At 73.0% G+C, this 26,130-nt stretch carries 24 protein-coding genes; 11 read left to right on the top strand and 13 right to left on the bottom strand.

Translation table 11 applies throughout. The features are described from left to right. Positions 1 to 17 precede the first annotated feature (17 nt). Together AC1DQC_RS07720 and AC1DQC_RS07715 are read left to right on the top strand one after the other, a co-directional pair. On the top strand, positions 18 to 887 hold the full coding sequence (locus AC1DQC_RS07720; RefSeq protein WP_477050639.1) for an amidohydrolase family protein: 870 nt from the start codon (positions 18 to 20) through the stop codon (positions 885 to 887). 34 nt (positions 888 to 921) lie between these two features. Beyond that, positions 922 to 1,617, top strand: a complete 696-nt coding sequence (locus AC1DQC_RS07715; RefSeq protein WP_477050638.1) for a FadR/GntR family transcriptional regulator — start codon at positions 922 to 924, stop codon at positions 1,615 to 1,617. On the opposite strand, the gene AC1DQC_RS07710 is transcribed toward AC1DQC_RS07715, so the two are convergent. Together AC1DQC_RS07710 and AC1DQC_RS07705 are read right to left on the bottom strand one after the other, a co-directional pair. Then, entirely contained in the window at positions 1,614 to 1,940 is a 327-nt protein-coding gene (locus AC1DQC_RS07710; RefSeq protein WP_477050637.1) for a hypothetical protein, read from the bottom strand. The two genes, AC1DQC_RS07715 and AC1DQC_RS07710, sit on opposite strands and share 4 nt — an antisense overlap. Before the next feature lies 1 nt (position 1,941). Beyond that, complete coding sequence (locus AC1DQC_RS07705; protein WP_477050636.1) at positions 1,942 to 2,964, bottom strand: LacI family DNA-binding transcriptional regulator; 1,023 nt, start codon at positions 2,962 to 2,964, stop codon at positions 1,942 to 1,944. Positions 2,965 to 3,054: 90 nt separating this feature from the next. On the opposite strand from AC1DQC_RS07705, the gene AC1DQC_RS07700 reads away from it, so the two are divergent. Together AC1DQC_RS07700 and AC1DQC_RS07695 are read left to right on the top strand one after the other, a co-directional pair. Further along, a complete protein-coding gene (locus tag AC1DQC_RS07700) occupies positions 3,055 to 4,578 on the top strand; it encodes a UxaA family hydrolase (protein ID WP_477050635.1) in 1,524 nt (507 codons plus the stop codon). A gap of 177 nt (positions 4,579 to 4,755) precedes the next feature. Further along, positions 4,756 to 4,941: a hypothetical protein gene (locus tag AC1DQC_RS07695; RefSeq protein WP_477050634.1), complete on the top strand. Its 186-nt coding sequence runs from the start codon at positions 4,756 to 4,758 to the stop codon at positions 4,939 to 4,941. An 18-nt stretch (positions 4,942 to 4,959) separates the two neighbouring features. Here AC1DQC_RS07695 and AC1DQC_RS07690 read toward each other — a convergent pair whose 3' ends face one another. From AC1DQC_RS07690 to uxaC, 3 genes are read right to left on the bottom strand one after another with little or no spacing between them, the layout of a single operon-like run. Then, complete coding sequence (locus AC1DQC_RS07690; RefSeq protein ID WP_477050633.1) at positions 4,960 to 6,063, bottom strand: PfkB family carbohydrate kinase; 1,104 nt, start codon at positions 6,061 to 6,063, stop codon at positions 4,960 to 4,962. Positions 6,064 to 6,092: 29 nt separating this feature from the next. After that, entirely contained in the window at positions 6,093 to 6,722 is a 630-nt protein-coding gene (gene eda, locus AC1DQC_RS07685; protein ID WP_477050632.1) for a bifunctional 4-hydroxy-2-oxoglutarate aldolase/2-dehydro-3-deoxy-phosphogluconate aldolase, read from the bottom strand. Next, complete coding sequence (gene uxaC, locus AC1DQC_RS07680) at positions 6,719 to 8,218, bottom strand: glucuronate isomerase (RefSeq protein ID WP_477050631.1); 1,500 nt, start codon at positions 8,216 to 8,218, stop codon at positions 6,719 to 6,721. Before uxaC ends, eda begins: the two co-directional genes overlap by 4 nt. Positions 8,219 to 8,397: 179 nt before the next feature. Between uxaC and AC1DQC_RS07675 the strand changes: the two genes are divergently transcribed. The 5 genes from AC1DQC_RS07675 (at position 8,398) to AC1DQC_RS07655 (ending at position 13,829) form a co-directional block, all read left to right on the top strand. Continuing rightward, the gene (locus AC1DQC_RS07675; protein ID WP_477050630.1) at positions 8,398 to 9,531 is read left to right on the top strand and encodes a LacI family DNA-binding transcriptional regulator; all 1,134 of its coding nucleotides are present in this window, start codon (positions 8,398 to 8,400) and stop codon (positions 9,529 to 9,531) included. After that, complete coding sequence (locus tag AC1DQC_RS07670) at positions 9,528 to 11,051, top strand: mannitol dehydrogenase family protein (protein ID WP_477050629.1); 1,524 nt, start codon at positions 9,528 to 9,530, stop codon at positions 11,049 to 11,051. The genes AC1DQC_RS07675 and AC1DQC_RS07670 overlap by 4 nt, the downstream gene beginning before the upstream one ends. A 307-nt stretch (positions 11,052 to 11,358) precedes the next feature. Then, positions 11,359 to 12,522 (top strand): Gfo/Idh/MocA family protein, encoded by a 1,164-nt coding sequence (locus AC1DQC_RS07665; protein WP_477050628.1) that lies wholly within the window; start codon positions 11,359 to 11,361, stop codon positions 12,520 to 12,522. Beyond that, positions 12,519 to 13,436 carry a sugar phosphate isomerase/epimerase family protein gene (locus AC1DQC_RS07660; RefSeq protein WP_477050627.1) on the top strand — a complete coding sequence of 306 codons (918 nt, stop codon included), beginning with the start codon at positions 12,519 to 12,521 and terminating at the stop codon, positions 13,434 to 13,436. Before AC1DQC_RS07665 ends, AC1DQC_RS07660 begins: the two co-directional genes overlap by 4 nt. Positions 13,437 to 13,496: 60 nt before the next feature. Continuing rightward, positions 13,497 to 13,829, top strand: a complete 333-nt coding sequence (locus AC1DQC_RS07655) for an SHOCT domain-containing protein (RefSeq protein WP_477050626.1) — start codon at positions 13,497 to 13,499, stop codon at positions 13,827 to 13,829. Between the two features lie 6 nt (positions 13,830 to 13,835). On the opposite strand, the gene AC1DQC_RS07650 is transcribed toward AC1DQC_RS07655, so the two are convergent. The 3 genes from AC1DQC_RS07650 to AC1DQC_RS07640 are packed head-to-tail and all read right to left on the bottom strand — an operon-like array spanning position 13,836 to position 17,742. Then, complete coding sequence (locus tag AC1DQC_RS07650; protein WP_477050625.1) at positions 13,836 to 14,969, bottom strand: SGNH/GDSL hydrolase family protein; 1,134 nt, start codon at positions 14,967 to 14,969, stop codon at positions 13,836 to 13,838. Next, positions 14,969 to 16,984: an FAD-binding protein gene (locus tag AC1DQC_RS07645; protein ID WP_477050624.1), complete on the bottom strand. Its 2,016-nt coding sequence runs from the start codon at positions 16,982 to 16,984 to the stop codon at positions 14,969 to 14,971. Before AC1DQC_RS07645 ends, AC1DQC_RS07650 begins: the two co-directional genes overlap by 1 nt. After that, on the bottom strand, positions 16,984 to 17,742 hold the full coding sequence (locus AC1DQC_RS07640; protein ID WP_477050623.1) for a 3-ketoacyl-ACP reductase: 759 nt from the start codon (positions 17,740 to 17,742) through the stop codon (positions 16,984 to 16,986). Before AC1DQC_RS07640 ends, AC1DQC_RS07645 begins: the two co-directional genes overlap by 1 nt. Before the next feature lie 149 nt (positions 17,743 to 17,891). Here AC1DQC_RS07640 and AC1DQC_RS07635 point away from each other — a divergent pair, with 149 nt between their 5' ends. After that, a complete protein-coding gene (locus AC1DQC_RS07635; protein WP_477050622.1) occupies positions 17,892 to 18,806 on the top strand; it encodes an AEC family transporter in 915 nt (304 codons plus the stop codon). Between the two features lies 1 nt (position 18,807). On the opposite strand, the gene AC1DQC_RS07630 is transcribed toward AC1DQC_RS07635, so the two are convergent. The 5 genes from AC1DQC_RS07630 to AC1DQC_RS07610 form a co-directional block, all read right to left on the bottom strand. Further along, on the bottom strand, positions 18,808 to 19,464 hold the full coding sequence (locus AC1DQC_RS07630; RefSeq protein WP_477050621.1) for a class II aldolase/adducin family protein: 657 nt from the start codon (positions 19,462 to 19,464) through the stop codon (positions 18,808 to 18,810). Positions 19,465 to 19,686: 222 nt separating this feature from the next. Further along, a complete protein-coding gene (locus AC1DQC_RS07625; RefSeq protein WP_477050620.1) occupies positions 19,687 to 21,159 on the bottom strand; it encodes a rhamnulokinase in 1,473 nt (490 codons plus the stop codon). 85 nt (positions 21,160 to 21,244) lie between these two features. Continuing rightward, positions 21,245 to 23,275: a bifunctional aldolase/short-chain dehydrogenase gene (locus AC1DQC_RS07620; RefSeq protein WP_477050619.1), complete on the bottom strand. Its 2,031-nt coding sequence runs from the start codon at positions 23,273 to 23,275 to the stop codon at positions 21,245 to 21,247. Continuing rightward, on the bottom strand, positions 23,272 to 24,426 hold the full coding sequence (gene rhaI / locus AC1DQC_RS07615; protein WP_477050618.1) for an L-rhamnose isomerase: 1,155 nt from the start codon (positions 24,424 to 24,426) through the stop codon (positions 23,272 to 23,274). The genes AC1DQC_RS07620 and rhaI overlap by 4 nt, the downstream gene beginning before the upstream one ends. After that, entirely contained in the window at positions 24,423 to 24,788 is a 366-nt protein-coding gene (locus tag AC1DQC_RS07610) for an L-rhamnose mutarotase (RefSeq protein ID WP_477050617.1), read from the bottom strand. The genes rhaI and AC1DQC_RS07610 overlap by 4 nt, the downstream gene beginning before the upstream one ends. 285 nt (positions 24,789 to 25,073) lie before the next feature. On the opposite strand from AC1DQC_RS07610, the gene AC1DQC_RS07605 reads away from it, so the two are divergent. After that, positions 25,074 to 26,120 (top strand): LacI family DNA-binding transcriptional regulator, encoded by a 1,047-nt coding sequence (locus tag AC1DQC_RS07605; RefSeq protein ID WP_477050616.1) that lies wholly within the window; start codon positions 25,074 to 25,076, stop codon positions 26,118 to 26,120. Positions 26,121 to 26,130: the final 10 nt, after the last annotated feature.

Here is a 26,130-nt window from a genome sequence, read left to right as displayed (position 1 = left end):
ACTGTTAGCGTCGTCGCATGCCCGATGTCGTGGATGCCCACCTCCAGGTGTGGAATCCCGACACCGTGCACTACCCGTGGATGACCTCGGCGAACACGCCGCTGCACCGCGCGTTCCGCATCTCGGACATCGAGGACCAGCTGGCCGACGAGGGCGTCGGGTGGGTGGTGCTCGTGCAGGCCGCCGACAACCGCGCGGACTCCGAGCTCATGCTCTTCCAGGCCCTGTCGTCGCCCCGGGTGGCCGGCGTCGTCGCATGGGTGCCGCTCGACGCACCCGACGAGGCGGCGAACCAGCTCGACAAGTGGCGCCGCGAGCCGATCGTCGGCATCGGCCACCGCGTGCACGACGAGCGCGACCCGGACTGGCTGCTGCGGCCCGCCGTGGACGACGGGCTGACCCTGCTCACGGAGCGGCGCCTCACGTTCGACCTCCGGGCCCACACGCCGACCGTCCTGTCGCACGTGGCCACCATGGCCGAGAAGCACCCGAAGCTCACCGTCGTGCTCGACCACATCGGCTGCCCGCCCATCGCGGCGCAGCGTGCGGGCGACCGGGACGCCTGGGCCCGGTGGTCGGCCCTGCTCGGGGTGGTCGCGCAGATGCCGAACGTCGTCGCCAAGCTCTCGGGCCTGGCCACGACGGCGGGACCGGGCTGGCGGACCGAGCACCTGCAGCCGTCCGTCGAGCGCGCGCTCGAGGTGTTCGGACCGGACCGGCTGATGCTCGGCAGCGACTGGCCGTACGCGTTGCTCGAGGGCGACTCGTACGCGCAGGTCTGGCACGGGCTGCGCGGCACGGTCGACGGGCTGTCCGACGCGGACCGTGCGCTGGTCCTCGGCGGGACGGCCACCCGGGTCTACGGGCTGCCGTTCGAGACGTTCTGACCATCTCGACCCGTGGACCGCTAGGTTCGCACCCGTGTCACGTTCCGACGACGTCGTCGACGGGGTCAAGCAGATGATCCTCGACGGACGGCTGCAACCGGGCGAGCGGCTCCCCGCGGAGAAGGAGCTCGCCGCCGCGCTGGGCGTGTCCCGGGGGTCGCTGCGCGAGGGCGTCCGCGCGCTGGGCACGCTCGGCATCCTCGACTCCCGGCACGGCGACGGCACCTACGTCACCACCCTCGACCCGGCGCTGCTGCTCGCGCCGGTGGCTTTCGTCGCCGAGCTGCAGGACGACGCCTCCGCCTTCCACGCGGTCCGTCGCCTCCTCGAGACCGAGGCCGCGGGGCTGGCGGCACTGCACATCGACGACGTCGGGCTCGGCCGCCTGCGTGCGGTGCTCGACGAGACGGCCCGCGCGCTGGTCCAGCACCCTCTCGACCACGACCGGCTCGTCGACGCGGACCTGGCGTTCCACGAGGAGATCGCACGCGCGTCCGGCAACCCGGTCCTCGCCGCGCTGGTCGAGGGGCTCGCCGGCCGCACCTCGCGGACCCGGCTCTGGCGGGGGCTCAGCGACGAGGGGGCCGAGGACCGCGCGTTCGTCGAGCACGAGGCGATCCTCGCCGCCCTGGCCGCGCGCGACCCCGACCGGGCCCGGCTGCGGATGGCCACGCACCTGCTCGGACTCGAGGACTCCGCGACCGGCGCGCGCGCGCCCTGGGAGGACTAGCTCGACAGGTCCACGCGGCGGCCCGTGCCGAGGTCCTGCTGGTCCTCGTCGGTCACCACCGCGAACGTGCCGTCCGGCACGCCGGCCAGGTTCGCCACCTGCGTCGCGACGAGCAGCAGCGCGCGCTCGTCGTCGCCCGTGAGGAAGAAGACGTACTCGTCGCCCAGCTCCTCGGCGTCGTCGTAGATCTCGTACTCGCCGTCCTCCGCGCCCAGCTCGAGCGTCTCCTCGATGTCGTCGATCCACGGGAAGGGGTAGGCGCCCGGGGGCAGGTCCGGATCCGGGACGAGAGGGACGTGGATCTCCACGATCGGCTGCGTCATGTCAGCGCCCCGGCGTCGAGTCGCGGAGGACCACCTCGGTGGGCACGTGCGTGAGACGGGGTTCGTCGGCGGCGTCCGCGAGCGCCAGCTCGGTGGCGGCGATACCCACGTCGACCAGCGGGATGCGCACGGTGGTCAGCGCCGGCACCACGTCGCGGAGCGTCGAGATGTCGTCGAAGCCGGCCAGCGCGACGTCCTGCGGGACCCGGATCCCTGCCTCGCGCGCCGCCGCCAGCGCGCCGAGCGCCATCACGTCGTTGACCGCGAACACCAGCTCCGGCAGGTCGCCACCACGCAGGAGCGCGCGCATCGCGTCCTCGCCACCTTCGTGCGTGAACGCGCTGGTGAGGACGGCGCTGTCGGGGACCGGGTCGCCCAGCTCGGCCAGGGCACCACGAAACGACTCGCTGCGCTCGCGGGCGGTCAGGTGACCCTCCGGGCCGGCCAGCACCGCGAAGCGCCGGTAGCCGCGGGCGTGCAGCGCCTTGGCCAGGTCGCCCGCGCCCTGCGCGTTGTCGATCACCACGGAGTCGACGCCGAGGATCGGCTGGCCGATGAGCGCGACCGCCCCGCCGACGCCGCGGTAGTCCGCGAGCGCGGCCCGGAGCTCGTCGTTGGTGGCGTCGTCGTCCAGGCGGCCGCCGGCGATGACGATCGCGCGAGCGCGCTGGCGCTTGAGCAGGTCGACCAGCCCGCTCTCCCGGCTCGGGTCGTGCTGGGTGCTCGCGAGGGTCACCTGCAGTCCGGCGCGGTCCGCCGCGCGGGCGACGCCGGCGGCGATCGAGGAGAAGTACGGGTCGGCGATGTCGTGCACCACCAGACCGAGCGACGTCGTCCTGCCGCGGGCCATCGCCTGCGCGTTGGCGTCCGGCGTGTAGCGCAACCGGGTCGCCGCGGCGAGGACGCGGTCGCGCAGGTCCGCGCGGACCGTCCGGTTGGCACTGCCGTTGATCGCGCGGGAGGCGGTGGCGAGCGAGACGCCGGCCTCGCGCGCGACGTCGCTGAGGGTCACGGATGCGGCCATGTCTGGAGGGTAGGCGCTTGCCCCGGTCCCGCGGCCCGTTCCGGGCGGGCAACGCCGGTGCGGTCGGCCGGAAAGCGGTATCCTGGGCCGATGACGCTGGCCCTGGCTGACTGCGTGCTCGTGCTGAGACCGGACGACGACGTCGCGGTGGCCACACGGGACCTGCAGTCCGGCACCGTGCTTGACTCGCTCGTGGTCGCGCAGAGCGTGCCCCGGGGGCACAAGCTCGCCGTGCGGGCGGTCGCCGCCGGCTCGCCGGTGCACAAGTACGGGCAGTCCATCGGGCGCGCCACCCGGGACATCGCCGTCGGCGACCACGTGCACTCCCACAACCTGGGCATGGATGACGCCTCGCGCGCCTACGAGTTCGGCACCGCGCGCGTCACCCTGCCCGAACCGGCCGGACCGCCGCGCACGTTCGACGGGTACGCCCGCAGCGACGGGCGGTGGGGCACCCGCAACTACGTCGGCATCCTCACCTCAGTGAACTGCTCGGCGTCCACCGCCCGGCTGATCGCCGACCAGTTCCGCGGCCGCGTACTGGACGCCTACCCGCACGTCGACGGCGTCATCGCCCTGACCCATGACACCGGGTGCGGCCTGGTCCCCACCAGCGAGGGCGCCCAGATCACCCGCCGCACCCTGCGCGGCTACGCCGACCACCCCAACATCGCCGGCCTGCTCGTGCTCGGGCTGGGCTGCGAGATGCTGCCCGCCCAGTCGCTGCTGGACGGGCTCGACCTGCCCGCCGACAAGCCGGTCACCACGCTCGTCATCCAGGAGACCGGCGGCATCCGGGCCACCGTGCGCGCAGGCGTCGAGGCCATCGAGAAGATGCTCCCGGGCATCGACGCCCTGCGCCGCACCCCCGCCCCCGTCTCGTCTCTCGTGCTCGGGCTGAACTGCGGCGGGTCTGACGGTTACTCCGGCATCACCGCCAACCCCGCCCTCGGGCACGCCTCCGACCTGCTGGTCGCCGCCGGCGGAACCTCGATCCTGGCCGAGACGCCCGAGGTGTTCGGCGCCGAGCACCTCCTGCTGCGCCGTGCCGTCTCCCCCTCGGTCGGGCAGAAGCTGCTCGACCGGCTCGACTGGTGGAAGGACTACACCGCGGCCGGCGGCGGGACCATGGACAACAACCCGTCGCCGGGCAACAAGGCCGGCGGGCTGACCACGATCCTGGAGAAGTCGCTCGGCGCCGTGGCCAAGGCCGGCACCGCCGAGCTGGTCGAGGTCTACCAGTACGCCGAACCCGTCACCGCCCGCRGCCTGACCTTCATGGACACCCCCGGCTACGACCCCGTCTCCGTGACCGGCCTGGTCGCCGGCGGCGCCACCGTCGTCGTGTTCACCACCGGCCGCGGGTCCGTCCTCGGCTGCAAACCCACCCCGTCCATCAAGGTCGCGACGAACACCGCCACCTACCTGCGGATGACCGAGGACATGGACCTCAACGCCGGGCGGATCGTCGACGGCACCGCCACCGTGACCTCCGTCGGCGAAGAGCTGTTCGAGATGATCATCGCCGTCGCCTCCGGACGCCAGACCGTCTCCGAAGAGCTCGACCTCGGCGCCGACGAGTTCATCCCCTGGCAGCTCGGCGCCGTCACCTGAGCGACCGGCGCCGCTTGACGGCGGGCGCGCCTGCGTGACCGGCGCGCACCCGCCGACCTGACGGCCGTGCCCCCGCCTGCTTGACGGCCGCGCGGCCGCCCGCTTCACCGCCGCCCCCGCCTGCTTGACGGCCGCGCGGCCGCCGACGCTACGGTCGGTTCGTCGGAAGGAGGCGCGATGAAGTTCACGCTCGAGGTCGACCTGTCCGCCGGCGCCGTGCCCGAGGACGTGCTGGGCGAGTTGGGTCGCATCCTGCGCTACTGGGCGGGCAACGTGAAGCACTACCCGATGGAGCCGGGCGCCGGCGAGACGATCTCCGACTCGACCTACGCGCCCGTCGGGTCGTGGCGGTTCACGGAGTAGCCGGCCGGCGGCCCTGGGTCATCGGTCGACGCGGGCTCCCCCGCCGCCGGCGAGCTTGAGCACCTCGGCCTTGCTGACCATCGTGGTGTCGCCGGGTGTGGTCATGGCGAGAGCGCCGTGCGCGGCCCCGTACTCCACGGCGGTCTGCAGGTCCTCGCCGGCCAGCAGGCCGTAGGCCAAGCCGGAGGCGAACGAGTCGCCCCCGCCCACCCGGTCGAGGATCTCCAGGCGCTCGCGGTGCGTCGCGCTGACCAACCCGGTGCCCTTCGACCAGGCGATCGCGCCCCAGTCGTTCACGGTCGCGGAGTGCACGGTGCGCAGCGTCGTCGCGATCACCTGGAAGTTCGGGTACGCCTGCGCGACCCGGTCGATCATCGCCGCGAACGAGCCGAGCTCGAGGGTACTGAGGTTCTCGTCGACGCCTTCGACCTCGAAGCCGAGCGAGGCGGTGAAGTCCTCCTCATTGCCGATCATCACGTCGATCGACGGGGCGATCGCCCGGTTGACCTCCTGCGCGCGGGCCTGCCCGCCGACCGCTTTCCAGAGGCTGGGCCGGTAGTTGAGGTCGTAGCTGACGATCGTGCCGTGCTTGCGGGCGACCGTCACCGCCTCGATGACGGTCTCGGCCGCGCTGTCCGACAGGGCCGCGAAGATGCCGCCGGTGTGGAACCACCGCACCCCGAGCTCGCCGAACAGGTGCTCCCAGTCCACGTCGCCGGGCGCCAGCTGCGCGGCCGCCGTGTGCCCGCGGTCGCTGACCCCGACCGCCCCGCGCACCCCGAAGCCACGCTCGGTGAAGTTCAGCCCGTTGCGCACCGCACGGCCGACCCCGTCGTAGGGCACCCAGCGCAGGAACGAGGTGTCCACGCCGCCGGTCAGGATGCAGTCCTCGACCAGCCGACCCACCTCGTTGTCCGCGAGCGCGGTCACGATCGAGGTGCGCAGCCCGAACGCCCGGCGCAGGCCGCGAGCGACGTTGTACTCCCCGCCGCCCTCCCACACCCGGAACGAGCGGGCGGTGCGGATGCGCCCCTCACCGGGGTCGAGACGCAGCATGACCTCACCGAGCGAGACGGCGTCGTAGCGCGTCTCGGCCGCGGGGCGGATGACCAGGTCGGACATGAGCGGGCGCTCCTTCGGTGTCGGGTGGCTCAGGGGTGCGCGACGAGGCTGACCGCCTCGGCCGTCAGGTCGCGGACGGCACCGAAGTCGCCCCCGCGCACGAGGTCCCGGGGGACCATCCACGACCCGCCGACGGCACGCACCGAGGGCAGCGCAAGGTACTCGGCCAGGTTCGACGGACCGATGCCGCCGGTCGGCACGAACCCGACGTCGCCGAACGGCGCCGCGAGCGCGGCCACCGCCTTGGCACCGCCGGACGTGCCGGCCGGGAAGAACTTCACCGTGCTCAGGCCGAGCTCGAGCGCGGCCTGCACCTCGGTCGCCGTCACCGCGCCGGGCAGCGCGAGAACGCCGTGCTCCTGACACCGCTCGACCACGGCGCGGCTCGTGCCCGGCGAGACCACGTACGACGCGCCCGCGGCGACCGCGGCGTCGACCTGCTGCGGCGTCAGGACCGTGCCCGCCCCGACGAGCACGTCGCCGCGTGCGGCCATGGTCCGGATCGCGTCCGCCGCGGCCGCCGTGCGGAAGGTCACCTCGGCGACCGGCAGGCCGCCGTCCACGAGCGCCTGCGCGAGCGCGTCGGCGTGGGCGGCGTCGTCGAGGACGACCACGGGGACAAGTCGGTGCGCCGCCAGGCGCTCCAGGATCTCGCTCACTCGTGCTCCTTCGCACTGTGCTCGTCGCCGGGTGCTGCACCCGCACGGGACGTCGGGAAAGCGTTTGCCGCTCTCGGAGGAGCATACGCYCGCAGTGGGATGCGGTACGCCAGATCGACCGCGGTCTCGATCGCCTCGTCGAGCTCGAGCCGGTGCTCGGCCACCAGGCGGCCCAGGAAGCCGGCGTCGATGCGGCGCGCCAGGTCGTGCCGCGCCGGGATGGAGCAGAACGCGCGGGTGTCGTCGACGAACCCGGTGGTGTTGGCGAAGGCGGCCGTGTCCGTGACCGCCTCCCGGAAGCGGCGCATGCCGTCCGGGGTGTCGAGGAACCACCACGGCGCCCCGAGCCGGACCGCCGGGTAGACCCCCGCGAGCGGCGCCAGCTCGCGGCTGAACGTGTCCTCGTCCACGGTGAAGAGCACCAGGCGGAGGTTCGGGTGGTGGCCGAACGCCTCCAGGACAGGTCGCAGCCCGCGCACGTACTCGGTGGCCACCGGGATGTCGTAGCCCACGTCGGGTCCGCGCAGTGCGGCGACCGACCGGTCGTGGTCACGCAGGACGCCCGGGTGCAGCTGCATGACGAGCCCGTCCTGCGACGACATCCGCGCCATCTCGAACAGCATGTGACCGGAGAACGCCTGCGCATCCGCCGCGCTGACCTCTCCCCGCAGCGCGTCCGCGACGATCCGCTCCGCCTCGGCGACGCTCAGCGGGGTGGTGTCGGCCGAGAGGTGGCCGTGGTCGGTCGCGCGCGCCCCCGCCGTCACGAACGCGCTCCGCCGCTGCTCCAGCGCGCGCACGAGATCCCCGTACCCGCCGATCGACACGCCCGACCGCTGCTCCAGCAGAGCGATGTCAGCGCGCCAGCCGGGCCGGTCGACGTGCAGGACCGCGTCCGGCCGGAACGTCGGCACGATGCGTCCGCCCCAACCGCGGGCGGCGAGATCACCATGGTCGGCCAGGGTGGCGGTCGCCGCGTCGGTCGTCGCCAGAATCTCCAGCCCGAACCGCTCGAACAGCGCCAACGGGCGGTACCCGGGCTTCGCCAGCCGCTCGGACAGCAGGTCGTACAGCCGGTCGGCGGAGGCGGCCGACGGTCGCTCGTCGACGCCGAACACCTCGACCAGCTCGTGCTCGAGCCAGTAGCGGGTCGGCGTCCCGCGGAACAGCGGCCAGTGGGTGGCGAACGTGCGCCAGACCTCGCGCGGGTCGGCGACCACGCCGGGCCGGTCTGCACGGGCGACCCCGAGGGCGTCGTGCGGCACACCCTGGGACACCAGCATCCGCACCAGGTAGTGGTCCGGCGTCACCAGCAGCGACGCCGGGTCGGCGAACGGCTCGTCGCGCGCCAGCACACCGGCGTCGACGTGGCCGTGCATGGAGACGATGGGAAGCCCGGCCGTCGTCGCGAGGATCTCCCGCGCGATCGGACGCACCGACGGATCACTCGGCAACGCCCGGTCGGGATGCAGCGACCACCCGGTCTCGCTCGACATCGAACCCTCCTTCAAGCCCCGCAGCACCCGTCGGACGCACCGACGGTGCAAACGCATTCATGGCAGCAAACCAGGTCGTCGATCCGTTAACAAGGGCCGGAGCGGCGGCGTCCCGCATCTCGGGACGATCCTTGCCACGACGAGCGTCAGGTGATGAAATCGCATTCATCGACCGGTTAGTGAACGAGGAAGGAGGCGACGTGGTGGTGACGCTGCGCGACGTCGCGCGGGCCGCGGGCGTGTCTCCCGCCACGGCATCGCGTGCACTGAGCGCGCCCGACCTCGTCGCGCCCGCCCGTCGCGAGCACGTGCAGCAGATCGCGCGCGAGCTCGGCTACCGGCCGAACCGCGCCGCGCGCGAGCTCATCACAGGGCGCACCGGCAACCTCTGCCTCGTCGTGCCCGACCTGGAGAACCCGTTCTTCGCCGCGGTCGCCAAGGGCGTCCAGGCGCGGGCACGCGCGTTGGGCTTCGCGCTCCTCGTCGCCGACGCGGAGGAGGACCCTCGGCTCGAGGCCGAGCTCGTCGGGCATCTCGGCGCACAGGTGGACGGGGTCGTGCTCTGCTCTCCGCGGATGTCGGAGGCCGAGCTCGACCGGCTCAGCCGCGACGTCCTCGACCGGGACGTGCCGCTGCTGCTCGTCAACCGGCTGCACGGGGGTCTGCCGTCCGTCGTGATCGACAACGCCGACGGCGTCCGCCAGGCCGTCACGCACCTGTACGCCCTGGGGCACCGTCGGATCGGCTTCGCCGGCGGGCCCGTCGGCTCCTGGTCGGACGGGCAGCGGCGCCGCGGCCTCGAGCACGCGTCGCACGGGCTACGCAGCGTCGACGTGGTGGACCTCGGCCACTTCCCGCCGGTGTTCGGCGGCGGGGTGGCCGCGGGCGACCTGGTCGCGGCCAGCGAGGTCACCGCCGTGCTCGCCCACAACGACCTGCTCGCGCTCGGCATCCTCAGCCGGCTCCGGGCGCGTGGAGTCCGCGTTCCCGAGGACGTGTCCGTGGTGGGCTACGACGACATCCCGGCCGCGACGCTCGTCTCGCCGGCGCTCACCACCGTGACCGTCCCGCTCGCGCGCCTCGGCCGGGCGGCGGTCGACCTGCTCGTCGAGACCGGGTCCGTGCCGGCCGCCACGGCGACGGAGTCCGCGCTGGCCGCGGCCCTCACCGCCGCGCGTCGCGACCCGGCGGCGCCGGTGCCCAGGGCCGACGCCACGTACGACGCGGCGCCGACGGTGCGCATCGGGGTCGAGCTGGTGGTCCGCGCGTCGACCGGCGTCGCCGCGGCCAGCCCGTCGGCGGCCCTCCGATGACCGTCGCCGGCTCGGCGCGACTGTCCCGCCAGACGTTGGCGGCGCTCGACACCCGCCACCTGGCTCCCGCCGTGCGACGCCCCGCGGTGGACCCGGGCGCCGTGGGCATCGGCATCGTGCACCTCGGCCTCGGCGCGTTCCACCGCGCGCACCAGGCGGTCTTCACGGAGGACGCGGCGGCGGCCACGGGCGAGCTCGGCTGGGGCATCCTCGGCGTGACGCAGCGCAGCGCCCGCGTCGTCGAGCAGCTCGCACCCCAGGACGGCCTCTACGGCGTGCTCACCAAGGGCACCGACGAGACGTCGCTGCGGCTCGTCGGGCCGCTGCGCGGCGTGTCATTCCCCGGCACGGACACGGCGCGCGTCCTGGAGGCGATCGCGGCGCCGACGACCCACGTGGTGACGCTCACCGTGACGGAGAAGGGCTACCGGCGCGCGGCGGACGGCGGCCCCGACCTCGCCGACCCGGACCTCGCCGCCGACCTCGACAGCCTCGCCGCCGAGCTGCGCGGCGGCTCGCCCGAGGTCCCGCCCGCGCGCTCGCCACTCGGCCTGCTGCTGCGCGGACTCGCGACGCGCCGGCAGCGGGACTCCGGACCTCTGACCGTCGTCTGCTGCGACAACCTGGCGGAGAACGGTGCGGTGCTGGCCCGACTGGTCGGGGCGACGCTCGACACGGTGCCGGGCGGGGACGCTCTGCGCGCATGGATCGAGTCGTCGGTGCGGTTCCCGGGGACGATGGTCGACCGGATCGTCCCGGCCACGACGGATGCCCACCGCGACGAGGCGCGGGCGCTCCTCGGACTGTCGGACGCCGGCCTGGTCGTCGGCGAACCGTTCACGCAGTGGGTGATCGAGGACGCGTTCGCCGGGCCGCGGCCCGCCTGGGAGCGCGCCGGGGCGACCCTCACCGGCGACGTCGCGCCGTACGAGCGGGCCAAGCTGCGCGTGCTCAACGCCAGCCACTCGACGCTCGCGTACCTCGGCGTCCTGCGCGGGTACGCGACGATCGCGCAGGCGGTGGCCGACCCTGACCTGTCAGCCGCCGTGCGCGCGTTGGTCGACGACGACGTGCTGCCGACGCTCGTCGCGCCCGACGGGCTCGATCTGCCTGCGTACCGGGACGACGTCCTCGCCCGGTTCGCCAACCCGAACACCGGGCACACCACGGTGCAGGTCGCGATGGACGGCTCGCAGAAGCTGCCCCAGCGCCTGCTGGGCACGGTGCGCGACCGCCTGGCCGCCGGCTCGGTCCCGACGGCCGCCGCGACCACCGTCGCGGCGTGGATCGCCTACGTCCGCGCGACCACGCAGGGCGAGCTCGAGGTCGACGGCCGCCGGATCGCGCTCGACGACCCGCTCGCGCCCGCCCTCGCGGCGGCCGCCGCCGGGCCGCTCGACACCCTCGCCGACCGGATGCTCGACGTGCGGGCGGTGTTCGGCGAGGACCTGCGCGACTCGACGGCGTTCCGGTCGGCCGTGCGGAGCGCCGTCGCCGCGCTCGTGCCCAGCCGCATCTGAGTCGCCGCGAGCCGAGCGAGTCTGCGTCCGACCTCCGGCGTCACCCGGACCGTCGCGTCCGCACGAGCTCCGGCCCGAACGCCGGCCCGGACACCGGCGCTTGCCACGTCCGGGAAGACTTCGTTGCACCCCGCGGAACCACGTCTTCCCGCCAGGTGCTGAGGGCGGCCATGCCGGGGACTTGCTCGCACGGCCGGCCGCGCCAGGGCTTCGAGGCCTTGACGGGACCGGACCGGCATGCGCTACGCTGGAAAGCGCATTCCACTCCGACCGACACCGCGGTCCTCAACACTCGGAGCAGCAACCCATGACGACTCGCACCCTGCGCATCGGGATGAACGGCATCACCGGCCGGATGGGCTACCGCCAGCACCTGGTCCGGTCGATCCTGTCGATCCGCGACCAGGGCGGCGTCACGCTCGAGGACGGCACCCGCGTGCAGGTCGAGCCGATCCTCGTCGGGCGCAACGCGGACAAGGTGCGGGAGCTCGCGGAGCTGCACGGGGTCGAGCACTGGACGACGGACGCGGACGCGGTGATCGCGGACCCGACGGTCGACATCTACTTCGACGCCCAGGTGACCAGCCGCCGGTACGAGGCGCTCGCCGCGGCGATGAAGGCCGGCAAGCACATCTTCACGGAGAAGCCGACGGCCGAGACGCTGGCGGACGCCATCGACCTGGCGCGGCTGCGCGAGAGCACGGGCGTCACGGCGGGTGTGGTGCACGACAAGCTCTACCTGCCCGGCCTGGTCAAGCTGCGCCGCCTGGTGGACGAGGGCTTCTTCGGCCGGATCCTGTCGCTGCGCGGCGAGTTCGGCTACTGGGTGTTCGAGGGCGACGGCCAGGAGGCCCAGCGCCCCAGCTGGAACTACCGCAAGGAGGACGGCGGCGGCATCGTCGTCGACATGTTCTGCCACTGGAACTACGTGCTCGAGGGCATCCTCGGCACGGTGAAGACCGTGAACGCGCAGGCCGTCACGCACATCCCGACGCGCTGGGACGAGCGCGGCAACGCGTACGACGCGACCGCCGACGACGCCGCGTACGGCATCTTCGAGATCGAGACGCCCGGCGGCGACCCGGTGGTCGCGCAGATCAACTCGTCGTGGGCCGTGCGCGTGTACCGCGACGAGCTGGTGGAGTTCCAGGTCGACGGGACGCACGGCTCGGCGGTCGCCGGGCTCAACAAGTGCGTCGCCCAGCAGCGCGCGCACACCCCGAAGCCGGTGTGGAACCCGGACCTGCCCGTCACGGAGTCGTTCCGCGACCAGTGGCTCGAGGTCCCGGCGAACGGCGACCTCGACAACGGGTTCAAGCTGCAGTGGGAGGAGTTCCTGCGCGACGTCGTCGCCGGGCGCACCCACCGGTTCGACCTGCTCTCGKCCGCGCGCGGCGTGCAGCTCGCCGAGCTGGGGCTGCAGTCGTCGGCGGAGGGTCGGCGCCTCGACGTCCCGACGATCACGCTGTGACGACGGAGACCTGGGCGGAGCCGGCGGTGGGCGCGGCAGACACGGCGCTGGCCCGGCTGTCGCTCAACACGGCCACGACCAAGCACTGGACGCTGCGGGAGGCCGTCGACGGCGTCGTACGCGCCGGGCTGCCGGCGATCGCCCCGTGGCGCGACCGGGTGCACGAGATCGGCGTGGCGGAGGCGGCGCGGATCATCGCGGATGCCGGGCTGCGGGTGTCGTCGTTGTGCCGCGGGGGCTTCCTCACGGCGGAGGACGACGCCGACGCGAAGGCGGCGCTCGACGACAACCGCCGCGCGATCGTCGAGGCGGCGGCGCTGGGCACGCGCGAGCTGATCATGGTGGTCGGTGGCCTGCCGGCCGCGACCGCTCCTGGCGGACCGGCGCGCCGGGAGCCGGGCGGGCGCGACCTCGTCGGAGCCCGCCAGCGCGTGGCCGACCGGATCGGCGAGCTCGCACCGTTCGCCGCCGGGCACGGCGTCCGGCTGGTGCTCGAGCCGCTGCACCCGATCTTCGCCGCGGACCGCGCGGTGATCTCGACGCTCGGCCAAGCCCTCGACATCGCGGAGCCGTTCCCGGCCGACGTCGTCGGCGTCGTCGTCGACACGTACCACGTGTGGTGGGACCCGGACCTGCAGCGGCAGATCGCCCGCGCCGGCGCCGCGGGCCGCATCGCCAGCTACCAGGTGTGCGACTGGATCCTGCCCCTGGCCGCCGATGCCCTGCTGTCCCGGGGGCACGTGGGCGACGGGTACGTCGACTTCCCGACGATCACCCGGTGGGTGGCCGAGAGCGGCTACACCGGCGACGTCGAGGTGGAGATCTTCAACGCGTCCGTCTGGGAAGCCCCGGGCGACCAGACGATCGCCACGCTCGCCGAGCGCTACCTGGAGCACGTGCAGCCGTTCCTCTGACGAGCGGTGCCTGCCGCCGCTAGCGTGTGGCGACGACTCGCTCCGAGGTGAGGACTGCCGATGGACCCGCTCGCTCCCACCGGGTTCGACACGATGTTCAGCGCCGCGTTCGTCATCGTCGTGCTGGTCATCGTCGCCGGGATCGTCTTCTCGGTGGTGACCGCCGCGCGGAAGGCGTCCGTCCTCCGGAAGGCCGGCCTCGACCCGTTCACCGCCGAGGCCCAGCTGCTCGCGCAGGCGCGCTCGAGCCGGCTGCTCGCGCCCGAGCGGACGGACGACGTGCCCCGCCCCGCGGAGGCCCGCCTCGCCGACGCCCAGGACCTGCACGACCGCGGCCTGATCACTGGCGACGAGCTCGGCGAGATCCGGCAGCGCATCCTCGACGGGCTGTGACCGACCTCAGCGCGCGAGCAGCCCGGTGAGCACCGCGCCGAACCGCGTGCCGATGAGCCGGTGCGCGGCGGCGTCCGGATGCATGAGGTCCCGCATCGGCAGGTCGTCCCAGTCGGGCCAGCCGTAGAGCGACAGCCCGTCGACGTAGGTGAGGTGCGGGTCGTCCCGCGCCGCCACGACCGCGCTCAGCACGGACCGGATGACCGTGAGCGACAGCTTGCCGTCGGCGACCTCGGACGCGTGGCTCACCGTGCGGAATACGGACGGGTCCGCCGGGTCCAACGAGGTGGGCCCCGGAACGGTCTCGACCAACGGGCACAGCAGCGGCGAGACGAGGACCAGCGGGGTGGTCGGGTGCCCGTCGCGGACGGTGTCGAGGAAGCCGTGGACCGCGGGCGTGAACGCGCGCAGGCGCATCGCGTCGTGATTGACCACGTTGATGCCCAGCTTGAGGGTGATGACGTCGGCCGGCTGGTCGCGGATCGCGCGCGCGACGAACGGGTCGAGCACCGCGTTGCCGGAGAACCCGAGGTTCACCAGGTCGAGCCCTGCGGCGCGGGCGGCCACGACCGGCCACGCACCGAGGGCGGAGGTCGCGCCGGCACCGTGGCTGATCGACGAGCCGTGGTGCACCCAGCGGGGCTCGTGGACGGGCGAGGGCGCGGACACGGGCTGGTCGGCGGTGAGGGCGAGCAGCCGCGTGGTCTCCCCCGGCGGCAGCCAGATCTCGATGTCCCGTTCGATCAACCCGTCGCCGCCCAGGAGGAGCTGCACCACGCCGGGCGGCCCGGGGCGCTCCACGGTCGTCCCGGCGAGCGGCTCGAGCACGACCACGCCGGCGGAGGACGCGACCGCCGACGGCTGCGGCACGACCGCCCCGTCGACCAGCACGTCGTAGGGCTGCGGCGCGCCGGGCGGGGCGGGGTCGACGGCCACCCGCAGCGACTGGACCTGGAGCGACGCCGTGCGCGCGGCGGTCCGGAACCGCAGCCGGACCCCGGACGGCTGCGACTCGACCATCGCCATGAAGTCGTCGGGAAACTGGCACCGCGCCGAGGCAGGGAGCCGGTGCGGCAGGCCGTCCTCCACCCACGCCGCCCCGCGGATCTCGACCCGCGGGTCCGGCAGCGCCAGACGCATCAGTGGACGTTCCCGTGCTCGCGGAACTCCCGCCACACGTTCTCGAAGAAGTCGTCGTCCTCGGGGATCGGCCGGCGCGGACGCCAGCGGAACACCGGCTCGCCGGCGGGGTCGTCGGGAACCCGTGGCACGACGGGCCGCCAACCCGACGCCGGCACCCACGACGTCTCCTGCACCTCGTCGTCGAGAGCGCCGCCGTCGAGCGTGAAGCGGAAGACGTCGGGAAGCTCCGGGAGGCCGTGCGGCAGCTCGCCCGCCGGGTCGGTGTAGAGCACCGAACCCCGGGATCGTCCCCCGTGCGCGACGTAGTCGGCCATCGCCGAGAGGTACACGTACGCGCTCGTGAGGATGTCGCGGACGAGGAACGTCCGGTTGATCGACCGGCGCGAGGAGGTGTCGGCGGACACGGTCGCCTCGTAGGTCGACAGCCACTCGTGGACCTGCGCGAGCGCCTCGTCGATGGACGACGCCGACCGCACCGGGCCGGCCTTGGCACTCATGAGCACCTGGACCTCCCGCAGCAGGTCGCCGGTGTTGTCGGGGATGCCCGAGGCGGCGCGGGCGGAGGCCGCCTCGACGAGCGACAGCGCCGCTTGGAGCACGGGAGCGGCCGCGTCGAACGGCGGCGGCGCGAACGACCRCCGGGCCGCGATGAACTGCGCCGCCCTCGTCGCGCCCACCTGCCCGCTGTTCAGCGCCGCGCCGCCGGGCCGGTGGACGCCGTGCGCGCCGCCGGCCTCACCGACGGGGAAGAAGCCCTCGACGTTCGACTGCCACCAGGCGTCGACGACGAGACCGCCGTTGTTGTGCTGCGCGCAGACGTCGACCTCGAGCATGGTCGTCTCGAGGTCCACGTACGGGTTCTTGCCCAGGTAGAACTGGTACGCGGGCTCGTTCATGCGCCGCAGCCGCTCGATCGGCGTGCCGAACAGGACGCCCGCGCGGTCGAGGTAGTCGTGCGCCTCGGGGCTCAGCGCCGACGGGTCGAGCTCGGGAAGGACCGGGTTCCGACGAAAGTCGAGGAACACCCGCCGGCCGCGCAGGACGGTCTCCCGGTAGACGAGCAGGTCGATGAGCGACGACCCGTCCCGCGCCTTCCGGATGTCGAACGGCCACTGGTACCCCTTGAGGAACACCAGCGACATGAGCTGCCCGTAGTCCGGGATGGCCTCGGTCAGGAACTCGCGCTCGTCGCCACCAGAAGCGTCCGTCGAGACGAACGTGGGGATGACCTGCATGTACGTGCCGGACACGTTCCAGCGCGGGTGCGTCGAGGCCAGCCCGAACTGCCACTCGGTGAGGTTCTTGCCGTGCACGCCCGCGCGGTAGGCGGCCCCAGACGCGCCCCACTGGCCGTTGGGGAAGACGCGCGTCGCGTACATCCCCGCCGGGCCGCCCGTCGCGTAGACGAGGTTGGTGCAGCGGAACAGCAGGAACGGGCTCTCGGCGCCGTCGTGCGGCACGTCGGTCCGGAGCACGAGCAGCCCGGCGACCTTGCCGTCGTCGACGATCACGTCGACCACCCGGCACTCGTCGTAGATGCGGGTGCCGTTGCGGTGAACCTTCTTCTCCAGCTGCTCGACCATCGACCGGCTCGTGTACGGGCCCACGGACGTGGCGCGACGACGCGGGTCGTGGTCGGTCTTGTAGCCGATGAACTCGCCGTACCGGTTCTGCGGGAACGGGACGCCGAGGTCGCACAGGCGCAGGAACCCGCGGGCGGAGAGGGCGGCCTCGGCCAGCGCGTTGTCGCCGTCCATGGCGCCGCCGGAGTACAGCGTCTCGGCCATCTCGCGCACGGAGTCGCCGTCGCCGCCCGACAGCGTGAGCTTGTAGTACGTCTGCTTGTCGGAGCCGGCGTTCCGCGACGAGCCGGCGTTGACCTTGTCGGCGACCATGACGACGTCCGTCTGGCCGAGCTCCCAGAGCCGGTCGGCGGCGCAGAAGCCGGCCGAGCCGGTGCCGACGACCACGGTGTTGACGGTGACGACGGGGACGCCGTGCAGAGACTCCATCACAGCACCGGGATGTGCATGCCGCCGTCGACGTGGAACACCTCGCCGGTCGAGTACGGGGTCTGCCCCGAGGCCAGGATCGACACGGCGCCGGCGACGTCGGACGGGCGGCCCCACCGGTTGATCGGCGCCAGCCCGTTCTCGATCATCGCGTCGTACTTCTCGGTGACGCCCGCGGTCATGTCGGTGGCGATGACGCCGGGCCGCACCTCGTAGACGACGATCCCCTCGGGGGCCAGGCGCACGGCGAACAGCTGGGTGGCCATCGCGACACCCGCCTTGGAGACGCAGTAGTCGCCGCGGTTGGTGGAGACGGCGGTCGCGGAGATGCTCGACACGTTGATGACGGTGGCGCGCGGAAGGGCGTCGGACCCGAGCGCGATGACCCGGTTGGCGAACGTCTGGGTGAGGAAGTACGGCCCGCGCAGGTTGATGCCGAGCACGCGGTCGAAGCTCTCGGGGCCGGCCTCGAGGAGGTCCGCCCGCACGGCGGGAGCGACCCCGGCGTTGTTCACCAGCAGGTCGAGGCGACCCCAGGCCTCGACCGCGTCGTCGACGAACCGGGCGTGGTCCTCGAGGTCGGCCACCGACCCGCGCACGTAACGCACCCGGCCGGGCGCGTCCAACGACTCCAGCAGCTCGGTCGGCTCCTCGCGCGTGGCCAGGATCGAGACCGCGAAGCCGTCGGCGAGCAGCCGCTGCGTGATCCCGAGGCCGATCCCCCGATTGCCCCCGGTGACCAGTGCGACTGCCGGCATCGTTACCTTCTCTCGTGTGCGGGACGCGCGCGTGACCTGCGCGTCGGTACCGATCGTGCCACGGCGCACGGTCCAAGGCAAGCGCTTTCCCACCACACGATCGCGTGCGAGGATCGGCCCGTGAGCCCCCGGCGACCTGCGACTACCTGATGGGAGCCGTCGTCACCGCGTTCGGCACCATGGGCGCCGTCGTCGCGCTCGGCTGGCTGCTCGCACGGCGCGGGGTCCTGGGCGACCGGGCGGCGCCCGTGCTGGCGCGGGTGGTGTTCACCGTCGCGACGCCGGCGCTCCTGCTCAGCACCGTCGCGCACGCCGACCTGCACCTGCTGCTGTCCCGCACCGCGGTGGTCACGTGGACGTCGACGGCCACGGTCGCGCTCCTCGCCGTCGTCACCCTGCGGTTCGCCTGGCGACGAACCCCCGCCGACGTGACGATCGGGACGCTCGCGTCGTCGTACGTCAACGCGGGCAACCTCGGGCTCCCGCTCGCCGTCTACCTCCTCGACGACGCCGTCGCGGTGGTGCCGACCCTGCTCTTCCAGCTGCTCGTGCTCGCCCCCGTGGCGTTCGCGGTCCTCGACGCGCGCAGCGGGCCCATGCGCATCCGCACCGTCGCCCGACGCACGCTGAGCAACCCGATCATCGTCGCGACCCTGGCCGGGCTGATCCTCGCCGCCCTGCCGTGGCACCTGCCCGACGGGGTGTTCGAGCCGTTCCGGCTGGTCGGCGCCGCGGCCGCACCGCTCGCGCTGCTGACGTTCGGCATGTCGCTCGCAGTCGCCCGCACCGTCGAGTCGGCCGCGCCGCGACCCGACCTCGCCCTCGCGGTCGGCCTGCGCACGGTCCTGCACCCCGTCCTCGCGTGGGCGCTGGGCACCGCGCTGCACCTGCCCCCGCACGCGCTGCTCGCGGTGGTCGCGATGGCCGCGCTGCCGACCGCGCAGAACGTCCTCGTCTACGCGATGCAGTACCGGCACGGCGAGGCGCTCGCCCGCGACGCCGGCCTCGTGACGACCGTGCTGTGCGTGCCGGTCCTGCTGGTGGTCGCCGCGACCCTGGGCTGACTCAGGGCAGCCGGGCGCCGTCGGGAACGACGATGTCGTCGTAGACGAGGACGTTCGGCACGCCGGCCAGGCTCGCGTGGTGCAGCACCTCGGCGTTCTCCTCGACCGCGACGGCCACCTTGAACGCCCGCTCCAGCGTCGTGCCGACGGCCAGCAGCCCGTGGTTCGCCCACACGACCGCGTCGACGTCGTCGCCCATGACCTCGGCGCTGCGACGGCCGAACTCCGCGTGCGTCGAGAACTCGAACGGCATGACCGGGACCGGCCCCTTGGCGTAGAGCACCATGTTGAGCAGGACGGGATCGACGGTCCGGCCGAGGACGCCGAGCACGTTCACGAAGGTCGACTCGGTGTGCACGATCGCCCGGACCTCGGGGCGGCGGCGGTAGTGCGCGAGGTGCACGGGCAGCTCGGTCGACGGCGGCAGGCTGCCCGACAGGACGTTGCCGTCGAGGTCCACCACCAGCAGGTCGTCCGGGGTCATGACGTCGTACCGGACACCGGACGGTGTGATCACGACGGCGTCGTCGCCCAGGCGGACGCTGATGTTGCCTTGGGTGTTGAAGTTCAGGCCGGCCCGGACGGACTCGCGGCAGTAGTAGAGGATCTCGTCGCGCACCTGCGGCGTCGCGCGCGCGGTGCGGTGGGACTGCAGCATGGCCTGCACCTCTCGGTGGGATGAATCGTTTCACCCCATCGTGCCGCCACTGACGCCCCGGGACGCGGGACCTTGGTCCCCGCCCGGCGGGACCGCCGGCTGGACGATGACACCACCGGCGCGCGGACCCGTCCGCAGCGGCCCGCGCGCCGGTCTCCCGCCTGCACGACGGTGCTGTCGCCGAGGACGACCGCGTCGGACCGGAGGTCGCACGGGCGGCTCCTACGGAGCGTCGATCCACCCGGCCCTGGCCGCCGCCGCGTCCCACTGCCGGTCCGACGGGCCACCGGTGGCGCCGGGCTCGTAGCGCCGCAGCTCCAGACCGCGCGCGCCGACCGCCCGCAGGTCCGCCAAGCCACCGGAGAGCACCCCGGCTGCCCGCGCCTGGACCAGCACGTTGCCCAGCGCCGCGCCCTCCACCGGGCCGGCGACGACCGGGAGCCCCGTCGCGTCGGCGGTGAGCTGGCAGAGCAGCTCGTTGCGCACGCCGCCACCGACGACATGCACGACCGACACCGACCGGTCCGCGAGCGCCGACGCCTGCCGCACGGCCCGCCGGTACGCGAGCGCGAGCGAGTCGAGGATGCAGCGCACGGTCTCGGCCTGCGACTGCGGCGGCGTCTGCCCGGTCCGTGCGGCCTCCGCGGCGATGCGCGCGGGCATGTCGCCGGGCGGCAGGAACACCGGTCCGTCGATGTCGACCACGGTGGTGAGCGCCGGGACCCGGGCCGCAGCGGCGAGCAGGTCGGGCAGGTCGGCGGGCAGGCCGGCCTCGTTCCACGTCCGGATCGACTCCTGCAGCACCCAGAGGCCCATGACGTTGCGCAGGTAGCGGACCGTCCCGTCGACGCCGGCCTCGTTGGTGAAGTTCGCGGCGCGGCTCTCCTCGGTCAGCACCGGGCGGTCGAGCTCGAGGCCGACCAGCGACCACGTGCCGCAGGAGATGTAGGCGAAGTCGTCGGCGGTGGCCGGGACCGCGACGACCGCCGACGCCGTGTCGTGCGACCCCACGGTCCACACCGGCACCGACCCGAGCAGCCCGACGTCCTCGCGCACGTGCCCGAGCAGCACGCCCGCGTCACGCAGCGGCGGCAGCAGCCCTGGGTCGATGCCGAGCCGGTCCGCGACGTCCGTCGCCCACGTGCGCGTGGTCGCGTCGAGCAGGCCGGTGGTCGACGCGTTGGTGACCTCCGCGACCCGGACGCCCGTGAGCCAGTACCCGAGCAGGTCCGGGACGAGCAGCAGCCCCCGGGCGTTCGCGAGTGCAGCCGTGCCCTGCGCCGCGACCAGCTGGAACACCGTGTTGAACGGCTGCACCTGCAGGCCCGAGCGCGCGTACAGCTCGGCGGCGGGGATCGTCGCGAAGACCTTCTCCGGGATGCCGTCCGTCCGCCCGTCGCGGTAGTGGAACGGGGTGCCGACGAGCGCGCCGTCGGCGTCGAGCAGCCCGTAGTCGACGGCCCACGAGTCGATGCCGACGCCGTCCAGCGCGCCGGCCTCGCGCGTCGCCGCCCGCAGCCCGTCGAGGATTCCGCGGTACAGCCCGAGCACGTCCCAGTGCAGCGACCCGCCCACGCGCACGGGCCCGTTGGGGAACCGGTTGACCTCGTGGAGGTGGACGCGTCCGTCGGCGACGGTCCCGACGATCACCCGGCCGGACGACGCCCCGAGGTCGACGGCGGCGAACGCGCTCATCGGCTCGCCGACCCGAGAACGGCAGATCGCCGCGAGAACGGCACCTCGCAGTGCCGTTCTCGCGGGGAAGTGCCGTTCTCGAGGCTCATCGCAGGAAGGCCGCCGCCACGCCGGAGTCGACCGGGACGTGCAGACCCGTGGTCTGCACCAGGTCCGGGCCGGTCAGCGCGAACACCGCCGCGGCGACGTGCTCCGGCAGCACCTCGCGCTTGAGCAGCGTGCGCTGGGCGTAGTACGCGCCCAGCTCGGACTCGGGCACGCCGTAGGTGGCCGCGCGCTGAGCGCCCCAGCCACCGGCGAAGATGCCCGAGCCGCGCACCACACCGTCGGGGTTGACCCCGTTCACGCGGATGCCGAAAGCGCCCAGCTCGGCGGCGAGGAGCCGGACCTGGTGGGCCTGGTCCGCCTTGGTCGCCGAGTAGGCGATGTTGTTCGGGCCGGCGAACAGCGAGTTCTTCGACGCGATGTAGACGATGTCGCCGCCCATGTCCTGCGCGATCATCGCCCGCGCGGCCTCGCGCGCCACCAGGAACGAGCCGCGCGCCATGACGTCGTGCTGCAGGTCCCAGTCCTTCGCCGTGGTCTCGAGCAGCGGCTTGGAGATGGACAGGCCCGCGTTGTTGACGACGAGGTCGATGCCGCCGAACGCGAGCGACGTGGCCGCGATCAGGTCGGCCACCTCGGCCTCCGACGTCACGTCGGCGCGCACCGCGACGGCCACGTCGGGGCCGCCGAGCGACGCGGCGACCTCCTGGGCGCCCTCCAGGTTGAGGTCCGCGATCACGACGCAGGCACCCTCGGCGGCGAGCCGCTCGGCGATCGCCCGCCCGATGCCCGACCCCGCGCCCGTCACCAGTGCGACGCGTGTGGCCAGCGGCTTCGGCTTCGGCATCCGCGCCAGCTTGGCCTCCTCCAGCGCCCAGTACTCGATGCGGAACTTCTCGGCCTCGTCGATGGGCACGTACGTGCTGATCGCCTCGGCGCCGCGCATCACGTTGATCGCGTTGACGTAGAACTCGCCGGCCACGCGCGCGGTCTGCTTGTCCTTGCCGAACGAGAACATCCCGACGCCCGGGACCAGCACGATCGCCGGGTCGGCGCCGCGGATCGCCGGGCTGTCCGGGGTCGCGTTGCGGTCGTAGTACGCCTGGTAGTCGGCGCGGTACAGCGCGTGCAGCTCCTTGAGCCGGCCGACGACGTCCTCGAGCGGTGCGTCCGGCGGCAGGTCCACGACGAGCGGCTTGACCTTGGTGCGCAGGAAGTGGTCGGGGCAGCTGGTGCCGAGCTCGGCCAGCCGCGACAGCTCCGAGCGGGACACGAAGTCCAGCACGACCTCGGAGTCGGTGTAGTGCCCGACCTGCGGCCGGTCCGTCGACGCGAGGCCGCGGATCACCGGCGCGAGAGCGGCGGCACGGGCGCGGCGCTCGTCGTCGGGAAGGGCCTCGGCGACGACGTCGCCGAACGGGTGCGGGCCTGCGGCGAGCTTCTCGGCGATGAACGCCTCCGCGGTCCGGATGATCTCGAGCGAGCGCTCCTCGGCCCCGTCGGAGGTGTCGCCCCACGCGGTGATGCCGTGGCCGCCCAGGATGCAGCCGATCGCCTGGGGGTTCTTCTCCTTGATCTCCGCGATGTCGAGCCCCAGCTGGAAGCCCGGCCGACGCCAGGGCACCCAGACGACCGAGTCGCCGAAGACCTCCTGCGTGAGCGCCTCGCCGTCCGCGGCGGTCGCGAACGCGATGCCCGAGTCGGGGTGCAGGTGGTCGACGTGCACCGCGTCGACCAGGGCGTGCATCGCCGTGTCGATCGACGGCGCCGCGCCGCCCTTGCCGTGCAGGCAGTAGTCGAACGCGGCGACCATCTCGTCCTCGCGCTCGACGCCGGGGTAGACGTCGACCAGCGCGCGGAGCCGGTCCAGGCGCAGCACCGCGAGGTTCTTCTCCGTCAGCGTGCCCAGGTCACCGCCCGAGCCCTTGACCCAGAGCAGCTCCACGTCCGTCCCCGTGACCGGGTCGGTCGCCGTGCCCTTGGCGGAGGTGTTCCCGCCGGCGTAGTTCGTCGTGCGCGGGTCCGCGCCCAGGCGGTTCGACCGTGCGACCAGCTCGTCTGCCGTGCTCATGCTCCCCATCCCGCCTGTGTGCCGCCGACCCGCTCGGCGACGATCTTCTCCGCGTAACCCGACGCCTTGTACGCCCCGATCGGGTCGGGGTCGAGGCCCTGCGACTCCCGCAGCTGCGCGAGCAGCGGCCGGACGTCCGTGTTGTAGGCATCCATCAACAGGCCGTTGGCACCGAGCACGTCACCGGCGGTCTGCGCCGCGAGGAGCGCGTCGGCGTCGACCAGCAGCGCCTTCGCCGTGGCCTCCTGGATGTTCATGACCGAGCGGATCTGCCCGGGGATCTTCGGCTCGATGTTGTGGCACTGGTCGAGCATGAAGTTCACGCCGCTGGTCGGAGCCAGGGCGCCTGACTGCACGATCTCGTGCATGATCCGGAACAGCTGGAACGGGTCCGCGGAGCCGACCATGAGGTCGTCGTCCGCGTAGAACCGCGAGTTGAAGTCGAACGCCCCGAGCCGGCCGGCGCGCAGCAGCTGGGCGACGATGAACTCGATGTTGGTGCCCGGCGCGTGGTGCCCGGTGTCCAGCACGACGAAGGCCCGGTCGCCGAGCGCGAGGCAGTGCAGCAGCGACGTGCCCCAGTCAGGGATGTCCATCGAGTAGAACGCTGGCTCGAAGAACTTGTACTCGAGGATCAGCCGGTGGTTCGGGTCGAGGGCCGCGTAGATCTCCGCCAGCGAGTCCGCGAGCCGGTCCTGCCGGGCCCGCAGCGAGTCCTGGCCGGGGTAGTTCAGGCCGTCCGGCAGCCACAGCTTGAGGTCCGTCGATCCCGTCGCGCGCATGACGTCGATGCACTGGAGGTGGTGCGCGACGGCCTTCTTGCGCACCGCCGCCGACGGGTGCGTCAACGAGCCCAGCATGTAGTCGTCGTCCTGGAACAGGTTCGAGTTGATCGCCCCGATGCTCACGCCGTGCTCCTTGGCGTGGCGCGCCAGGTCGTCGTAGTCGTCGACCAGGTCCCACGGGATGTGCAGGCTGACGCGCGGGGCGACCCCGGTGTAGCGGTGCACCTGCGCGGCGTCGGCGATCTTCTCGTACGGGTCGCGCGGCACCCCCTGCTGGGCGAACACCTTGAACCGGGTGCCCGAGTTGCCGAACGCCCACGAGGGGAGCTCGATCGTCTGCTGGGCGAGGACGTCTGTGAAGGTCATGCGCGGAGCTCCTGTGCATGGGTCGGGAGGCCGGCCGCGAGCAGCTGGTCCTCCAGGTGGAACACCTCGTCGAGGACGCGGAAGCCCTCGTCGGGATTGCCGTCGTCGACGAAGAAGTCGCTCATCTCGGCCTGCCAGCGCGGGTTCACCGCGGTGCGGGTCATCGCCTCCTGCGCGGCGGCGTAGTCGTCGGTCTCGAGGTAGCCGACGAGCAGGCCGTCGTCGGCCAGGAACAGCGAGTAGTCGCGCCAGCCGGTGTCGCGCAGGGCCTCGAGCATCTCGGGCCACACGGCGGCGTGCCGGGACCGGTACTCGTCCAGCCGGTCGGGCCGGACGCGGGAGATGAAGCACACGCGGGTCATCAGCCCGTCCTCCTGGTCATCTCGTCGTTGAAACGATTCACGCACTCTAGGGACGCGGTCGCCCGGCTGTCAAGCAATGAGCTTCCGGTGCCTTGAAACTGCATGAATCGATTCACTACGCTACGGGGTGGAACCGGATGGGATGCCGCAGCGGGGCGGCGACGACGGTCCGCGAGCGGGAACTAGCATCAGCCCTGCGCCGGGCACAGTCGGCGCACAGCCCCGGCGCCCGCGCGACGCACGTTTTGCACAGCCCGAGCGCCCTGCGCGACGAAGAGAGGTTCGATGTCGACGACGACTCGAGGACGCGCGGACCGCCGCCCGTCCATCACCGACGTCGCCAAGCGGGCCGGCGTGTCCGTCGGCACCGTCTCCAACGTGCTCAACCGCCCCGACCAGGTCAGTGACACCACGCGCGACCGTGTCCTCGTGGCGATCGAGGAGCTGCAGTTCGTCCGCAACGCCTCGGCGCGCCAGCTGCGCGCGGGGACCATCCAGACGGTCGGCGCGATCGTGCTCGACATCGCCAACCCGTTCTTCACCGAGGTCGCCCGCGGCGTCGAGGACCGGCTGGCCGCCGACGAGTACACGCTGATGCTGTCGTCCTCCGACGAGGACCCCGAGCGCGAGGCCCGGTACCTGCGGCTGTTCGAGGAGCACGGCGTGCAGGGCGTCATGGTCACGCCGTCCGCCGGGTCGCTGGACAACGTGCTCGCCCTGCGCGACCGCGGCATCGACGTCGTGCTGCTCGACACCACGTCGCCGCTCGACGACGTCTCCTCGGTCGCGGTCGACGACGTGCGCGGCGGCGCCCTCGCGATCGAGCACCTCATCGGTCTCGGGCACACCCGTATCGCGTTCATCAACGGCCCGCTCACCATCAAGCAGTGCGTCGACCGCCGGGCCGGCGTGCTGGAGGCCCTGGCCAGCGCGGGCCTCGACCCGGAGACGGCGCTGGTCGAGATCACGATCGGCTCGCTGAACGCCGAGGGCGGCGAGGCGGGGATCAACCAGCTGCTCGATGCGCCCGACGACCGCCCGACCGCCGTCTTCTGCGTCAACGACCTCACGGCCCTCGGTGCCCTGCGCGCGCTGCGGGCCCACGGCGTCGCCATCCCCGCGGAGATGGCGGTGGTCGGCTACGACGACGTCGTCTTCGCGTCGATGCTGACCGTGCCGCTGACGTCCGTGCGCCAGCCGACCCACCAGCTGGGCTGGACCGCCGCCGACCTGCTGCTGCGCCAGCGGTCGGAGGGCGCGAGCTTCCAGCACCAGCGCGTCCAGTTCCAGCCGGAGCTGGTGGTCCGGGGCTCGTCGGACCCGTCGGCCTGACGCCGGCGTC

Source organism: Cellulomonas sp. P4_H12, assembly GCF_056400905.1.
This window is presented reverse-complemented; position numbering and strand designations above follow the sequence as displayed.

Coding starts and splice junctions, on each gene's coding strand:
- AC1DQC_RS07720 (WP_477050639.1), top strand. CDS start 18: ATGCCCGATGTCGTGGATGCCCACCTCCAGGTGTGGAATCCCGACACC.
- AC1DQC_RS07710 (WP_477050637.1), bottom strand. CDS start 1,940: ATGACGCAGCCGATCGTGGAGATCCACGTCCCTCTCGTCCCGGATCCG.
- AC1DQC_RS07705 (WP_477050636.1), bottom strand. CDS start 2,964: ATGGCCGCATCCGTGACCCTCAGCGACGTCGCGCGCGAGGCCGGCGTC.
- AC1DQC_RS07695 (WP_477050634.1), top strand. CDS start 4,756: ATGAAGTTCACGCTCGAGGTCGACCTGTCCGCCGGCGCCGTGCCCGAG.
- AC1DQC_RS07690 (WP_477050633.1), bottom strand. CDS start 6,063: ATGTCCGACCTGGTCATCCGCCCCGCGGCCGAGACGCGCTACGACGCC.
- AC1DQC_RS07670 (WP_477050629.1), top strand. CDS start 9,528: ATGACCGTCGCCGGCTCGGCGCGACTGTCCCGCCAGACGTTGGCGGCG.
- AC1DQC_RS07655 (WP_477050626.1), top strand. CDS start 13,497: ATGGACCCGCTCGCTCCCACCGGGTTCGACACGATGTTCAGCGCCGCG.
- AC1DQC_RS07650 (WP_477050625.1), bottom strand. CDS start 14,969: ATGCGTCTGGCGCTGCCGGACCCGCGGGTCGAGATCCGCGGGGCGGCG.
- AC1DQC_RS07640 (WP_477050623.1), bottom strand. CDS start 17,742: ATGCCGGCAGTCGCACTGGTCACCGGGGGCAATCGGGGGATCGGCCTC.
- AC1DQC_RS07635 (WP_477050622.1), top strand. CDS start 17,892: ATGGGAGCCGTCGTCACCGCGTTCGGCACCATGGGCGCCGTCGTCGCG.
- AC1DQC_RS07630 (WP_477050621.1), bottom strand. CDS start 19,464: ATGCTGCAGTCCCACCGCACCGCGCGCGCGACGCCGCAGGTGCGCGAC.
- AC1DQC_RS07625 (WP_477050620.1), bottom strand. CDS start 21,159: ATGAGCGCGTTCGCCGCCGTCGACCTCGGGGCGTCGTCCGGCCGGGTG.
- AC1DQC_RS07620 (WP_477050619.1), bottom strand. CDS start 23,275: ATGAGCACGGCAGACGAGCTGGTCGCACGGTCGAACCGCCTGGGCGCG.
- rhaI (WP_477050618.1), bottom strand. CDS start 24,426: ATGACCTTCACAGACGTCCTCGCCCAGCAGACGATCGAGCTCCCCTCG.
- AC1DQC_RS07610 (WP_477050617.1), bottom strand. CDS start 24,788: ATGACCCGCGTGTGCTTCATCTCCCGCGTCCGGCCCGACCGGCTGGAC.
- AC1DQC_RS07605 (WP_477050616.1), top strand. CDS start 25,074: ATGTCGACGACGACTCGAGGACGCGCGGACCGCCGCCCGTCCATCACC.